This window comes from Acinetobacter sp. ANC 4636 (assembly GCF_054454555.1).
The window spans coordinates 65,717-80,061 of record NZ_JBTKVD010000010.1 but is presented as its reverse complement, the minus strand read 5'-3'; the positions used below and the strand labels follow the sequence as shown (position 1 = coordinate 80,061).

Sequence of the window (14,345 nt, the reverse complement as noted above, 5' to 3'; positions counted from 1 at the left end):
TCTAATTGGTGATTTTTTTATAACATAAATCTTCAAATGAGAATTTTTTGTAATTGTTAAAATTCTTCGCATTGTGATCAGTTTGTAAAAATATAAGTGAGTTATTCTGTCTCAAAAAAGTCGCATTGATAGCAGGATTGCAAAGCTAAGTAAGCTCACACATTCAGAAATTTCAATACTGGCCCCCACGGTATCACCTGTGATTCCGCCTAAACGACGTACAAATACATGACGCAAATACCCCAAACAGCTACAAAATATGGCTGTAACCACAAGCCCTACCCATCCCAAGCTGCTACATGCGAATAGGCAAATAAGCAATATCATCCATAAAAGCTTGCGAGGTAAGTCCTGCAAAAAGGATGAACCCAGCCCATGTGCTCGTACATAGTCACAAGTCAGAAATAAAAATAAGGCTGTTAAGCGCCCAAGAACAGGAATGATCACCAGTCCATACAGGTGTTGAGTTTGTAAAATGACATAAATACTGGAAAATTTGAGCAATAAACTCAAAATCAGACTCAACACCCCAATTGGACCACACTGTGGATCTTTCATGATCTTTAAAGTACGTTCACGGTCACCATAGCCACCAACCCAAGCATCAGCCGTATCTGCCAAACCATCCAGATGTAATCCACCTGTTATAACTACCCAAACCGTTAAAATCAGACTGGCAGAAAGTAAAGCAGGTAAATGAATAGAATTAAGCCCCCACGCTATTGCAAAGATGAGTCCACCAAGGAACAAACCAATCACAGGATAAAAAGCGAGCGAGTAAGCATTTTGTCGCGGGCTAGGTAACTGTTTAAGCTGTATGGGAAAAATGGTTAGAAACTGTAATGCTATCCAAAATGGCATCATAGGATTTGCTCTTGAATACACAATTGCAAGTGTTCATTCTGCTTGAGATATATCGCTTGAATACTGGCAAGTTCAGCAGGCATAGTCAGCAGTTGAGTGAGTGGCTGTTGTTGAGCCATACATTTTAGCCACTTAATCACACCACCATGGCAAACTAGCAATACCTTTTGCCACTGTTGCTGCTGTGCCTGATTAAGCAGCATTTGGCAGCCTTGCTGTAACCTGTTCTGAAAATCCAGTAAATTTTCCCCTTGTGGGGGTGCATGCTGACAAGGATCTTGCCAAAACTGCCCTAACTGTTCTGGCTGAGTTTCATGGATATGTTGTAAAGTCAGGCCTTCCCAATCCCCAAAATACAACTCTTTAAATTGTGGCATCGTGACGAGAGGCAAATCAAACTGCTGCTGCACATCCTGAGCAAAACTCAGGCAGCGCTGTAAGGGTGATGCCACTATTGCATCCCAAACAGGATGCCGTTGTAAATATAAGGCTATCGTATCCTGCATTTGTTGGCGGCCTTCGGCAGTTAGGGCATCATCCAGATGCCCACGCAAGGTATGTCCCTGTGTTGTTTGCCCATGCCGTAATACATCCAATTGCAGCATTTTATTGCTTTTCACCTGTTACCGCAGCTTGTTGAAAGGTTGCCATTTCATTATGCAGCACACATGCCATTTTAAGGATACTCAGTGCAACGCCTGCGCCACTTCCCTCACCCAAACGCAAGTTCAATTGCAAAATCGGCTGTGCATGTAACTCTTTTAAAATACGGCGATGCCCATACTCCGCAGATTGATGCCCAAACAGCATCCATGTACGGACTTTAGGTTGAATCTGTACTGCAATTAAAGCAGCCACAGAGCTAATAAAACCATCGACCAGCATTGGAATACCAACTTGTGCGCAGCGCAAATATGCCCCAACCATTGCAGCAATTTCAAAACCACCGACTGCGGCTAAAATTTTAATTGGATCTGCCTGCACATCGGGCTGATGCAACTCAATAGCCTGTTGAATCACCTGTTTTTTATGTTGCAATTTTGCATGATCAATACCTGTCCCTACACCTGTAAGTACTTCAGCAGGTTCATTTAATAACAAACAGGCCAGTGCTGATGCTGAACAGGTATTCCCGATTCCCATTTCACCTGCGATAAACAAATTACTATGTTGTTCTACCGCCTGATCGACACTATTTTTACCAATTGTCATCGCAGCGATGCACTGGGTTTCACTCATGGCAACCGTTTTTACAAAATTCTGCGTTCCTGCTGCAATTGGATGCTGCTGCACGCCTGAATAATCGTAAGCATCACCGACAGTCCCACAGTCAATCACCTGTAAATGCGCCTGATGCTGTCTGGCAATTACACTAATCGAAGCGCCACCCGATATAAAGTTCTGAAGCATTTGTCGGGTCACGGCTTGCGGATAAGCAGAAATATTTTCTTCCATCACGCCATGATCACCTGCAAACAAGCTAATCCAGACATGATCAATATTGGGTTGCTCGGTACGCTGCAAACTTGCCAAGGTGACTGCTAACTCTTCCAGATCCCCCAATGCCCCAGCAGGTTTTGTCAGTTGAGCCTGTCTTTCCAATGCTTTTTCTTGAAATACGCCATCAATATTACGACACGGCTGTAACCACCAACTCATTTTTCTACTCCTTTCAATTGTATCGGAAATCCAGCAACGCAAAATACCGCATGTTGACAAATCTGCCCCAAAGCTTGATGTAAGCGTCCAGACTCATCGACAAAACGACGTGTAATTTCCCCCAACGGCACAACCCCGAGTCCCGTTTCATTGCTGACTAGAATGATTTCAGATTTTAAATTTGGTAATAATTCTAATAATTTCAGGCATTCACGTGACTGTAAATCAGGATCTTGTGCGCAGAGAAGATTACTCATCCAAACAGTTAAACAATCAATTAAAATGACCTGATGTTCAGCATCCAATTCCTGCAAACGCTCTGCCAAATATATCGGCTCTTCAACCAACTGCCAATTTTGATCACGTTGCTGCTGATGCTGATGGATACGCTCCTGCATTTCGTGATCAACTGCCTGAGCCGTAGCAATATACACTCGTGGTTTTTGTGTTGCCAGTGCAAGCTGTTCAGCATAATGACTTTTTCCTGAACGCGCCCCACCCAATACTAAATGCAACATAAATAAAATTAACCTAAATGAAAACGATAATGTGCAGACAATTCACCTTGTAATTGGCGTGCCTGATATGAACCAAAAGTCAAATATCGAAATTTAACTGTCCATGGTTGAACTGGTATTTGCTCTATCTGCTCTAGAATTGGATTGGCAGCAAATTCATCCCGATACAAGCCTATCGTTACGTGCGGACAGTAAATGATTGCATCAATTTCTTTTGCAACAGGCCAAAAACAGCGGCGTAGTTGCAATAAAATATTTTGTTCATCAATCACATCTACAAATAAAGCACTTTGGAAGCTGCGTACCCGCCCCAGTTTGAGCTCAAAAGTATTTGCCTGTAATTGTTGTAACAATTCAATCTGTTGCTTGAGCTGGCGTTCATGAAAATGATCAGGTAAATGCTGTAAATGAAATGGCGATTGCCAAAACCCGCATACAAACAATGTAATATGCCAGCGTCGACGGTTAGGCATATACAGATAAGATTGAAATTGCTGTTGTATTTGCTTCAAATACTCGCTACAGGCAGCATCGTCTATCTCTAAATACCAGAGAGAAAATTGATCTCTTCCTTTATGCCAATCTGAATAATCTGCGTCCAAACTTGCAAATGTATGGCTGTTGGGCTGTAAAAACATGGCTAAAACAGCATAATTCCAACATAGCGATATAAATCTGCTACTCCCAATTCCATTTTATAAATAAGCAACTGCTCAACCTGAGCATGGGTGATTTCTTCAAATACATTCATTTCTTGTGTATGAATATCATCTACCGAATGCGGCAAGCAATGCTCAAACTGATCTGCAATATATTCAAACCCCAAATCCATTGCAACAAATGCCGTATGCTCGCAAGGCTGCACATACTGTTCTTCTTCCCAATTCAGCACAACATGCTGACAATACGGACAAGCAAGGTTTGTCTGCTCACCCTGAATTTCAATAAGCTGGTAATTCATAAAATATCATTTTTTTCAGATAGTATAGTTTAAAATATTTTATGCCAAATAGCATTGTATACTTCAAAATTGGTTATAATTTTGGCAAAAAGAGTGGAACATCTTTCAAGGAACTCAACATGGCAACTCTAGAAAAAGCCATTACGTTTGCAACACGCAAACATGCAGGACAGGTCGATAAGGCAGGTCAACCTTATATTCTTCATCCACTGCGTTTAATGTTAAAAATGAAGAATGAAATACAGCAAATCGTCGCTGTACTGCATGATGTCATCGAAGATACTGATGCAACAATTGTCGACCTCATTTCCTTGGGTTTTAGTCAAGATGTCATTGATGCCGTTTGTGCACTCACAAAAAAAGAAGGCGAAAATCGTATAGAAGCTGCATGGCGTGCTGTCAAAAACCCAATTGCACGAGAAGTCAAACTTGCCGATGTTGCAGACAATATGGATCTGAGCCGAATTACCCACCCAACCGAACGGGACTTTTTACGCTTAAAAGAGTATCAGCAGGTTCAGGAAATCTTGCTGCATGACATTTAAAACTTGTATCTGTTTATAAGAACGTATATTTTCTAAATACTTTATCTCTCAGGTCGGCTTTTTATGCTCAGCGATTTAGACGATTTCTACTGTTTTGCTTTGGTGGTTGAACATGGCGGGTTCAGTGCAGCTGAACGTGCTACAGACATTCCCAAATCTAAATTAAGTCGCCGTGTATATAATTTAGAGGAACGTTTGGGTGTTCGCCTGATTCAGCGCAGTTCACGTCATTTTGCGGTGACTGACATTGGTATGAATATTTACCGCCACGCTCAAGTCATGATGAATGCCGCGCAAGCCGCACATGATCTGATCGACCATTTGAGTGTTGAACCACGCGGTATTGTCAAGGTCAGCGTACCTGTTTCAGTCGCTCAAAATGAATTTACCAAAATTCTCCCCGACTTCCTGAAGCGTTACCCAGAAATTCGTTTGCAACTGCTCGTCAGCAATCGTCGTGTCGATGTGATTAATGAAGGGGTTGATGTCGCCTTACGCGTTCGTGCAAAAATTGATGATGATCCTGGATTGATTGTGCGTAAATTTGACCGACATGAGCAACATCTTTTTGCGAGTCAGGCTTATCTGAATCAGTATGGTGATTTGAAAAGCCCAGAACAATTAAGCGAACATAAAGTACTGAGCATGGTAGATGAACATGCCGATCAGTTTATGGTATTACATAATCAACAGAATCAACCAATTAAAATTAAAATTAACCCAATTGTGATGGGTTCGGACTTGATGATGCTGTGTCAGCTGGCTCGACAAAATTGTGGTATTGCATTATTGCCTGACTCGATTGCGGCTGACTATGTTAAAACAGGTGAACTCGTTCGTGTCCTACCCGAATGGAAAGCACCACATGGTATTTTACATGCTGTTTATCCTTCTCGACGTGGCATGTTACCTGCAGTTCGAGTTTTTATTGACTACTTGGTAGAACATCTAACATACAAAGATGGTATTGATGTTTTTTAAAATAACTCGCAAATTAGCATAAGATTACAGCTTATCTATTGAGCTTTAATAGATAAGCTGTCGTATCTCCATTATTTACCCGTAATATATTGATAAGTTAGTAACAGGTAAGAAATTGGTCAGAACATATTCTCCCCAATTTCTATGTTTAAAGATCTGACAATATATTTATTCGTATAGTTTTTATCTGTACAAATAAAGATGAATTTTAATATGTCAGATTCAATTTACTTAGCTTGATAACATATTGTTTTTTTTATTAATGATAAATACACAAACAAAATAATATGCGCCAAGCTCAGTCAACTGGAGAAATCTCGTGAAAACCAAATTAATGGCAATCACCTTAGCAATGACTACCGCATTATCCGCAGGTGCAGCATTTGCAGACCCAAATGATAACTACCGTGGCGGTCCTCAACAAAACCAACAAAATGATCGTCGTGACATGCATCAAGATCAGAACATGTATCAAAACATGCACCAAGATCAAAATCGCCATGATGGTGGTTATCAACAACATCAGTCAAACGATCGTCGCGATGATCACCACTGGACTCCTCGCTACCAGCAAAACCATCAAGCGTATCGCCATGATATGCCACGACCAGGTCAAGAATGGCGTAGAGGTGGACGCGTTCCCCCTCAATACCGAGGTAACGAATATCAAGTTCGTGACTGGCGTTCACATGATTTACCAGCACCTCCACGCGGGCATCGCTGGGTTCGCATTAATGGCGACTACGTTCTTATTGCCATCGCAACAGGCATAATTGCACAAATCTTGCTTGGCGGGCATTAATTCCTCTCTGCAAGTTGCCACCCCTAGAGCACCTATAAATATAGGTGCTTTTTTATTCAAACATATTGAGCTGAGGTGTTCGTTTAATTAGTTTTTGTTTGGGTACATGTAAACATTCAAATTCATCTACAGGAAAACCTTCAACAAAATTGGTAATATTTGGACTTTTCCAATTTAACCATGCCTTTAAATAATGATGTGGAACAACGATCACTGAACGTTTTACATTTCCAGGCTCATGAAAATCTTTCATCATCGGGTGATCTAAAGCATCCATCGTCAGCATAGTTGCAGAACGAATAATTTGTTCTCCAATCTTCACGATTTCATATAAAGCTGCAATAAAGAAAGCCTGCCCATCTTTACGTTTAACACTCCAACGCTGCGGTTTATCATCAATATATTTACTTTCATAAAACTCCGTAACAGGAATCACTCCAAATTTGCATCTCAAGATTGATGCCTGAAAACTAGGTTTTTGCAGCAGCGTTTCCTGCCGAGCATTATAAGTATGCTTGGCAACCGTTACATCTGTCGCCCATTTTGGCACTAAACCAAACATGACGTTGCGCCATTCTAACTCTCGCTCTGCCTGAAATAGTAAAGGACAGTTTCCCATAGGGTAAACTTCATCAACATATTCAAAATCAATCGCAGGTAGCTGTAATTGCTGAAGTTGAGCGAGTGTTAGAGGCTTGAAATTCGCGCACATATTCGAATCAAATTTGACTGTCTCGACTTATTATCAATCAAAAATCATATTTTTTCTAATTCAGACAATCTAAAAGCTATTTTACAGACATAAAAAAAGCCTCCGAAGAGGCTTTTTTTAGTTCAGGTGATTAATCACCTGTATAACCTTTCAATTTTAAACGTGCTGCATGCAATAGAGGTTCTGTATAACCTGCTGGTTGCTCTGCACCTTTAAAAATCAAATCAGAAGCAGCTTTGAACGCAATATTGTTGTCAAAGTCTGTTGACATGGCTGTATATTCTGGGTCATTAGCATTTTGCTCATCGACCACTTTTGCCATGCGGTGCAAAACTTCTTCAACTTGTGCTTGAGTTACGATACCGTGACGCAACCAGTTCGCAACGTGCTGCGAAGAAATACGTAATGTCGCTCGGTCTTCCATCAGACCAACATCATTAATATCTGGAACTTTAGAACAACCTACACCAAGGTCAACCCAACGCACCACGTAACCCAAGATCCCTTGACAGTTATTTTCAAGTTCTTTGGTAATTTCTTCAGCAGACCAGTTAGTTTCAGCAGCTAAAGGTGGTGTCAACAAATCATCTAAAGGCAATGCTGATTCAGACAATAATTCTTGCTGACGCTCAGATACATTGCATTGATGATAATGGATCGCATGAATCACAGCACCAGATGGAGATGGAACCCATGCACATGAAGCACCTGCTTGAGGATGTTCAATTTTGGTTTTGTACATATCAAGCAACAAATCTGGTTTTGGCCACATGCCTTTACCGATCTGTGCTTTACCACGTAGGCCACATTGTAGGCCAATCATCACGTTACGGTTTTCATAAGCTGCAAACCATTTTTGGTTTTTCACTTCAACCTTACGCACCATTGGGCCTGCTTCCATAAAGGTATGGATTTCATCACCCGTACGGTCCATGAAGCCTGTATTAATAAAAATGGTACGATCTTTTGCTGCTGCAATACAGTTTTTCAAGTTTACAGATGTACGACGCTCTTCATCCATAATACCAACTTTCAAACTCTTCGCTGGCAGACCAATCAATTGTTCTGCACGTTCGAACAATTCAACTGCGAATGCAACTTCTTCAGGACCATGCATTTTTGGTTTAACAATATACATTGAACCTTTGCGAGAGTTCTTAACTGTATTTTGTCCCAAAATATCAACCTTAGACAACAATGGTGTCACCAAAGCATCCATGATGCCTTCGTAAATTTCTTCACCATCGACCAAGATTGCAGGGTTTGTCATAAGATGACCAACATTACGCAACAACATCAGTGAGCGACCATGAACGGTAGTCGTACCACCCACTAAATTGTGATAGCTACGATCTTGATTCAAAGCACGCTTAACTGTTTTGCCTGATTTTTCAAAAGAATCTTCCAAAGTTCCTTTCATCAGACCAAGCCAGTTACGATAGCCTTCCACTTTTTCTTCAGCATCAACAGCCGCAACTGAATCTTCCAAATCCTGAATGGTTGTTACAGCAGCTTCAAGCACAATATCTTTCACATGAGCGCTATCTGTTTTACCAATTGGGCTATTGGCATCAATTTGCACAATTGCATGCAAACCATTTTCTTTCAGTACAATTTCTGTCGGCTGAGCAGGATCACCATTGTAACCAACAAACAGTGCTGTTTTTGCAAGTGTAGTTTTTGTGCCGTCTTTTAGCGTAACAACCAATTGGTTATTTTCAACTGTATACGACACTACATCTGCATGAGAACCTTGAGCTAAAGGGAAAATTTCATTTAAGAAATTTTTAGCAAATGCTACGACTTTTTCGCCACGAACTGGGTTATAAGCTTTGGTTTTTTCTGCACCATCAGTTTCAGGAATAACATCGAAACCATAAAGTGCATCATACAATGAACCCCAACGCGCATTGGCAGCGTTTAGGCTATAACGTGCATTACGCACAGGAACAACCAATTGCGGTCCTGCAAGTAGTGCAATTTCTTCATCTACATTTTCAGTTGTAATTTGGAAATCTTCTACTTCGGGTAATAAGTAGCCAATTTCAGTCAGAAAAGCCTTGTAAGCTTCTAGTTTAAATGTGTTATTGCGATGCCATTCATCAATTTTAGCTTGAAGCTCATCACGCTTGGCTAAAAGCGCTTTGTTCTTTGGGCTAAGATCAACAACAACTTGTTCAAATCCTTTCCAGTAGCTGTCGCTGTCGCTGTCTAAACCTGAACCAGGTAGAGCTTCATTTTCAATAAAATCGTACAATTCCTTAGCAATTGCAAGTTTGCCTTTTTGAATACGTGCAGTCATTGTCTTTCCTGATTGTGCTACTTTTTATTACCGAAGTATTCAGTATAAACATTTATACTGGGCTGAATAGCTTTATTAAGCTGCAAAATAGTGAATATTTTAAAACCAACACTATTTCATCATATCATTGATATATAAAAATAAAATACAGAAAAAAAGGATGTAAATTATTTTTAAAGGACCTGTAATTAGACTAAAGTGCCACTTGTCATCATTGCAGCCAGATTGACTCTAACAAATTTCAACCAATAGCGTCTATGCTTTTATTTTACGCAGATGTAAGAAAATAAAAGCGCCTTTTCGGCGCTTTTATTTTTATATTTCTTCTTTTTTATCAGATGTTTGCTCTATATGATGATGCTCAGAATTCAAATAATCATCCGACTGCATTTCAAGCAACCGTGAGCGTGTCCGCTCAATTTCAAATGCCAGCTTTTCACCTGAGTAAATTTCAATAATACTGTCTTGTGAAGTCAACAATAACTTGACTCCACGGTCATAAAACTCATCGACCAAATAAATAAAACGTCGTGTTGCATCACTGAGCTGATCAGTTAAATGTGGAATATGGCTGACCAGTACCGTATTGTAAATATTCGCAATTTCAATAAAATCAGCAGGGCTGCGTGGTTTTAAACACAACTCTTTAAATTCGCACCACAATACATCCTGACTGTGACCAAGTGTTTCAATCTGGCGATGGTTAATCTCAATATTGCTTTTGACAATATGTTGTGATTGAGTCAGTGCATGGAAGCGCTCATCAATCCATCGGTCTGCTTGAGGTGTAAGTGGATGCTTAAACAACTCTGCCTGCTTCAATACCCGTAAGCGATAATCCACACCCGCATCAACGTTTAAAACAGCACAGTTTTCCTTGACCATTTCAATGGTTGGAAGGAAACGATCTCGGTGAATACCATTTTTGTATAAGCCATCTGGTGCAATATTTGACGTTGCAACTAAAGTAATCCCTCGTTGGAACAACTTTTGGAACAAATCACTTAAAATCATGGCATCGGTCACATTCGATACAAAAAACTCATCAAAACAAATAATGACCGCATCTTTATAAATCTGATCAGCAACCAAATCCAAAGGATTACGCTGCCCTGAGAGCTTGTTTAATTCCTTATGCACATATTGCATAAAATGGTGAAAATGCATTCGGGTTTTACGTCGAAATGGAATTGAATCAAAAAACTGATCCATCAACCAAGTTTTTCCGCGCCCCACTCCACCCCACATGTACACACCTTGTGGTGTGATTTGGCGGCGAAAGCGACGGAACGCTTTTTTTGAGGCCTTATAACGATTTAGCAACTCTTGCCAGACTCGTTCTAGCTCATGCACTGCCTGAGCTTGCGCATCATCTGGCATAAACTGCCCTGAAGACAATGCTTTCGCATAACGTTCCGCAGGCGATAATGCCGCGGCATGAGTCAGATTTTCAGATTTAGAATTAAACATATGCTTCAATATTTCGTGTCAATAAACAACGTTATGCGAATTTGGCTGTGATTTTTATGTCTTAGGCAATAAGCTTAATCATAAATACAATCATTTTAAACATTCATTCCCTTGCACCATAAAAATCTGAATAAATTATATATTCATCCATATGATTTGCAGCACAATTCCACCGTATTATTTTATAAAGCAAAGCCTGATTTCAAGTTTTTTTACCTTGAAATTGCAAAAGGCGGCAAAATTGCACGCCTTTTTTAACATTAAATGAGTATTTAAAGTAAATTATATTGTTGCCAAAATATCTCGCAACACTTGCTGAGGGTGTTGTGCTTGAGTAATTGGTCGACCAATTACTAGATGTGTAGAACCATCCTGCATTGCCTGCGCAGGCGTCACAATACGTTTTTGATCATCTGCATTTGAACCTGCAGGGCGAATGCCTGGAGTCACGAGAGCAAATTCGCCACCCAAATCCTGACGCAAAATTTTGGCTTCCTGCGCAGAACACACAACACCATCCAAGCCACAATCATAGGTCAATTTTGCTAAACGGCGAACCTGATCAACTGGCTCAACATCCAGACCAATATCACGTAAATCTTCACGCCCCATAGACGTTAATACGGTAACCGCAATCAATTGGGTTTTATAATTTCCAGCTTTTAGTCGCTCAACACAGGTTTCCATCATTTTGCGACCACCAGAAGCATGGACATTCACCATCCAGACGCCCAAATCTGCAGCGGCACACACTGCCTGCGCAGTTGTATTTGGAATGTCATGAAATTTCAAATCCAAAAAGACTTCAAATCCAAGATGATGTAAAGCCTTTACAATCTGAGGACCTTCATGAGTAAATAGTTCCTTACCTACTTTCACTCGGCAAAGTTCAGGGTCAAGCTGTTCAGCAATAGTTAACGCTTGGGCTTGGCTTTTCGCATCTAAGGCAACAATAATACTCAAGAGATTAATTCCAACCAAAAATAAAGCCCATTATAATGGGCTTTTATCTTCTGGGCTAATATCCAAAACAGTTTTTTCTTGCCTACTGTGAGTAATTGCTTCTGTAGCAGCCAGTTGCGCGCTTTGAATCTGCTCTTTACGTAAATGATCAATATCCTTACGTAAGCGCTGAATTTCCCAACGACTTTGAAACACACGAAAAACCTGTACGCCTAGCAATAACCCCAGCACCACACCTAAAGCCAACGTTAACAATAACATTAAGCCTGAACGCATAGCAGGAACTTGAGTAAATAATAAATCTACACTTAACTCAGTACCATTTTGTAAAACCAAAGCCAATGAATAGCCAAACAATATAATCAATACAAGAATAAGGATAAAGCGCATAAGGCCTACCTCCTACATCAGCGTGCTGTTTTAGTTATTTTTCACTTCCAGCTTCATTGACAGCATCACGCAATGCTTTACCCGGTTTAAAATGAGGAACCGCCTTTGCTGCAACCTCAACAGATTTACCTGTTTTAGGGTTACGTCCTACACGTGGTTCACGGTGATGTAGCGCAAAGCTTCCAAAGCCGCGGATTTCAATACGATTGTCCGATGACAACGCCTCAATCATTTGATCAATCATAATCTTGACAGCTTCCTCAACAAGAGGCTCAGCCAAATGTGGATTTTTCAAAGAAATACGTTGTATTAAATCAGATTTATTAAGTGCTTCTGTAGTCATCTATGACCTCATTGGTTTATATCGATTTATCAGTCAATTGATAATAACCCGTTTAAATACAAAACGGTAGCGCAGTATACCAATACTACGCTACCGTTTACAGTAATTAAATAAAAAGTATCAATTAGTTACACTAATTTTCAACCTTTTTACGTTATTACTTCATTTGAGCTTTAATCAAATCACCAATAGTCTTAGGACCATTGTCTTGACCAGTAGCAGTTACTTGACGTAAGTTAGCAACTGCTTCTTTCTCTTCAGCTTCATCTTTTGCTTTAATAGACAAGTTGATAGAGCGAGATTTACGATCAACATTGATGATTTTCGCTTCAACTTCTTGACCAACTTCTAAGAACTTAGTCGCATCTTCAACGCGATCACGGTTGATTTCAGATGCTTTAAGAGTTGCTTCAACTTCGTCAGCTAACTTAATAGTAGCACCACGAGCATCAACTGCAGTTACAGTACCTTTAACAAGTGCACCGCGTTCGTTAGTAGCCAAGAAATCGTTGAATGGATCGCTATTCAATTGTTTGATACCAAGGCTGATACGGTTGCCTTCAGCATCTACAGATAGGATAACCGCTTCAACAGTATCACCTTTTTTGTAACGACGGATTGCTTCTTCGCCTTGTTCATTCCAAGAAATGTCAGACAAGTGAACTAGACCATCGATACCGCCAGGTAAACCGATAAAGATACCGAAGTCAGTGATTGACTTGATCGTACCTGAAACTTTTTCACCTTTGTCATGGTTCTTAGCAAACTCTTCCCATGGGTTAGCACGAGTTTGTTTGATACCAAGAGAAATACGACGACGTTCTTCGTCTACTTCAAGAACCATTACATCAACTTCATCACCGATCTGAACAACTTTAGATGGGTGGATGTTTTTGTTAGTGTGATCCATTTCAGAAACGTGTACTAAACCTTCAACACCTTCAGCGATTTCAGCAAAACAACCGTAATCAGTAAGGTTAGTTACGCGCGCTTTAACGATAGAACCTTTAGGATAACGGCTCATGATCGCTAACCATGGATCTTCACCAAGTTGTTTAAGACCTAGTGAAACACGGTTACGCTCGCGGTCAAATTTAAGTACTTTAACAGTAACTTCTTGACCCACTTCAACCACTTCTGAAGGGTGTTTGATGCGTTTCCAAGCCATATCTGTGATATGAAGAAGACCATCAATACCGCCAAGATCAACGAATGCGCCGTAATCAGTAAGGTTCTTAATTGTACCTGTAACTGTTTGACCTTCTTCAAGCTGAGCAAGAAGAGCTTCACGGTCAGCTGAAGATTCAGCTTCCATAACAGCACGACGAGATACAACAACGTTGTTACGTTTAGCATCAAGTTTGATAACTTTGAACTCTAACTCTTTACCTTCAAGGTGAGTTGTATCACGGATAGGACGAGTGTCTACCAAAGAACCTGGCAAGAACGCACGAACTGGACCGATGTCAACAGTGAAACCGCCTTTAACTTTACCAGAGATAACACCAGTAACGATTTCGCCATCTTCAAAGATTTTTTCAAGTTTAGTCCAAGTTTCAGCACGTTTTGCTTTTTCACGTGACAAAACTGTTTGACCCATGCCGTTGTCAAGCGCTTCAACAACAACATCAACAGTATCACCAACTTGAACTTCAAGTTCACGTTGGTCATTTAAGAATTCTGCACGGTCAACAACGCCTTCAGATTTAAGGCCAGTGTCAACAGTTACCCAGTCGTCATCGATGCTTACTACAACACCTTGGATGACTGCACCCTTTTCAACGTTTAGATTTAATTCGCTTTCTTCAAAGAGGGCTGCAAAAGATTCGGTCATG

At 40.4% G+C, this 14,345-nt stretch carries 16 protein-coding genes; 3 read left to right on the top strand and 13 right to left on the bottom strand.

Translation table 11 applies throughout. The annotated features are described in order from the left end of the window. Nucleotides 1-111 precede the first annotated feature (111 nt). The 6 genes from ACX1N5_RS11610 to ACX1N5_RS11585 are packed head-to-tail and all read right to left on the bottom strand — an operon-like array spanning nucleotide 112 to nucleotide 4,002. Nucleotides 112-864, bottom strand: coding sequence for an adenosylcobinamide-GDP ribazoletransferase (locus tag ACX1N5_RS11610; protein ID WP_458802932.1), 753 nt, complete (start codon nucleotides 862-864; stop codon nucleotides 112-114). After that, nucleotides 861-1,469, bottom strand: a complete 609-nt coding sequence (locus tag ACX1N5_RS11605) for a histidine phosphatase family protein (RefSeq protein WP_458802934.1) — start codon at nucleotides 1,467-1,469, stop codon at nucleotides 861-863. Before ACX1N5_RS11605 ends, ACX1N5_RS11610 begins: the two co-directional genes overlap by 4 nt. A gap of 1 nt (nucleotide 1,470) precedes the next feature. After that, nucleotides 1,471-2,523: a nicotinate-nucleotide--dimethylbenzimidazole phosphoribosyltransferase gene (cobT, locus tag ACX1N5_RS11600; RefSeq protein ID WP_458802936.1), complete on the bottom strand. Its 1,053-nt coding sequence runs from the start codon at nucleotides 2,521-2,523 to the stop codon at nucleotides 1,471-1,473. After that, nucleotides 2,520-3,041, bottom strand: coding sequence for a bifunctional adenosylcobinamide kinase/adenosylcobinamide-phosphate guanylyltransferase (gene cobU, locus ACX1N5_RS11595; RefSeq protein WP_458802937.1), 522 nt, complete (start codon nucleotides 3,039-3,041; stop codon nucleotides 2,520-2,522). The genes cobT and cobU overlap by 4 nt, the downstream gene beginning before the upstream one ends. A gap of 8 nt (nucleotides 3,042-3,049) precedes the next feature. Then, entirely contained in the window at nucleotides 3,050-3,679 is a 630-nt protein-coding gene (locus ACX1N5_RS11590; protein WP_458802939.1) for a 2'-5' RNA ligase family protein, read from the bottom strand. Between the two features lie 2 nt (nucleotides 3,680-3,681). Beyond that, on the bottom strand, nucleotides 3,682-4,002 hold the full coding sequence (locus tag ACX1N5_RS11585; RefSeq protein WP_458802941.1) for a hypothetical protein: 321 nt from the start codon (nucleotides 4,000-4,002) through the stop codon (nucleotides 3,682-3,684). Between the two features lie 119 nt (nucleotides 4,003-4,121). On the opposite strand from ACX1N5_RS11585, the gene ACX1N5_RS11580 reads away from it, so the two are divergent. The 3 genes from ACX1N5_RS11580 to ACX1N5_RS11570 all read left to right on the top strand — a co-directional run bounded on the left by ACX1N5_RS11580 (nucleotide 4,122) and on the right by ACX1N5_RS11570 (nucleotide 6,330). Continuing rightward, nucleotides 4,122-4,547: an HD domain-containing protein gene (locus tag ACX1N5_RS11580; RefSeq protein ID WP_131381588.1), complete on the top strand. Its 426-nt coding sequence runs from the start codon at nucleotides 4,122-4,124 to the stop codon at nucleotides 4,545-4,547. A 63-nt stretch (nucleotides 4,548-4,610) separates the two neighbouring features. After that, complete coding sequence (locus ACX1N5_RS11575; protein ID WP_004752573.1) at nucleotides 4,611-5,528, top strand: LysR family transcriptional regulator; 918 nt, start codon at nucleotides 4,611-4,613, stop codon at nucleotides 5,526-5,528. Between the two features lie 319 nt (nucleotides 5,529-5,847). Beyond that, nucleotides 5,848-6,330: an RcnB family protein gene (locus ACX1N5_RS11570; RefSeq protein WP_131381589.1), complete on the top strand. Its 483-nt coding sequence runs from the start codon at nucleotides 5,848-5,850 to the stop codon at nucleotides 6,328-6,330. Nucleotides 6,331-6,382: 52 nt separating this feature from the next. Here the strand turns inward: ACX1N5_RS11570 and ACX1N5_RS11565 are convergent, their stop codons facing one another. The 7 genes from ACX1N5_RS11565 to rpsA all read right to left on the bottom strand — a co-directional run bounded on the left by ACX1N5_RS11565 (nucleotide 6,383) and on the right by rpsA (nucleotide 14,344). Then, complete coding sequence (locus ACX1N5_RS11565; protein WP_458802944.1) at nucleotides 6,383-7,042, bottom strand: SOS response-associated peptidase family protein; 660 nt, start codon at nucleotides 7,040-7,042, stop codon at nucleotides 6,383-6,385. Nucleotides 7,043-7,172: 130 nt separating this feature from the next. Next, nucleotides 7,173-9,344, bottom strand: coding sequence for a malate synthase G (locus tag ACX1N5_RS11560; RefSeq protein ID WP_458802357.1), 2,172 nt, complete (start codon nucleotides 9,342-9,344; stop codon nucleotides 7,173-7,175). Nucleotides 9,345-9,659: 315 nt separating this feature from the next. After that, nucleotides 9,660-10,814, bottom strand: coding sequence for a cell division protein ZapE (gene zapE / locus ACX1N5_RS11555; RefSeq protein ID WP_458802359.1), 1,155 nt, complete (start codon nucleotides 10,812-10,814; stop codon nucleotides 9,660-9,662). Between the two features lie 282 nt (nucleotides 10,815-11,096). Then, entirely contained in the window at nucleotides 11,097-11,777 is a 681-nt protein-coding gene (pyrF, locus tag ACX1N5_RS11550; protein WP_131381592.1) for an orotidine-5'-phosphate decarboxylase, read from the bottom strand. 30 nt (nucleotides 11,778-11,807) lie between these two features. Beyond that, nucleotides 11,808-12,167, bottom strand: a complete 360-nt coding sequence (locus tag ACX1N5_RS11545) for a lipopolysaccharide assembly protein LapA domain-containing protein (protein ID WP_004752584.1) — start codon at nucleotides 12,165-12,167, stop codon at nucleotides 11,808-11,810. Nucleotides 12,168-12,201: 34 nt separating this feature from the next. Continuing rightward, a complete protein-coding gene (locus tag ACX1N5_RS11540; protein WP_004752586.1) occupies nucleotides 12,202-12,510 on the bottom strand; it encodes an integration host factor subunit beta in 309 nt (102 codons plus the stop codon). A 157-nt stretch (nucleotides 12,511-12,667) separates the two neighbouring features. Further along, the gene (gene rpsA / locus ACX1N5_RS11535) at nucleotides 12,668-14,344 is read right to left on the bottom strand and encodes a 30S ribosomal protein S1 (RefSeq protein WP_004752588.1); all 1,677 of its coding nucleotides are present in this window, start codon (nucleotides 14,342-14,344) and stop codon (nucleotides 12,668-12,670) included. Between the last annotated feature and the right edge of the window lies 1 nt (nucleotide 14,345).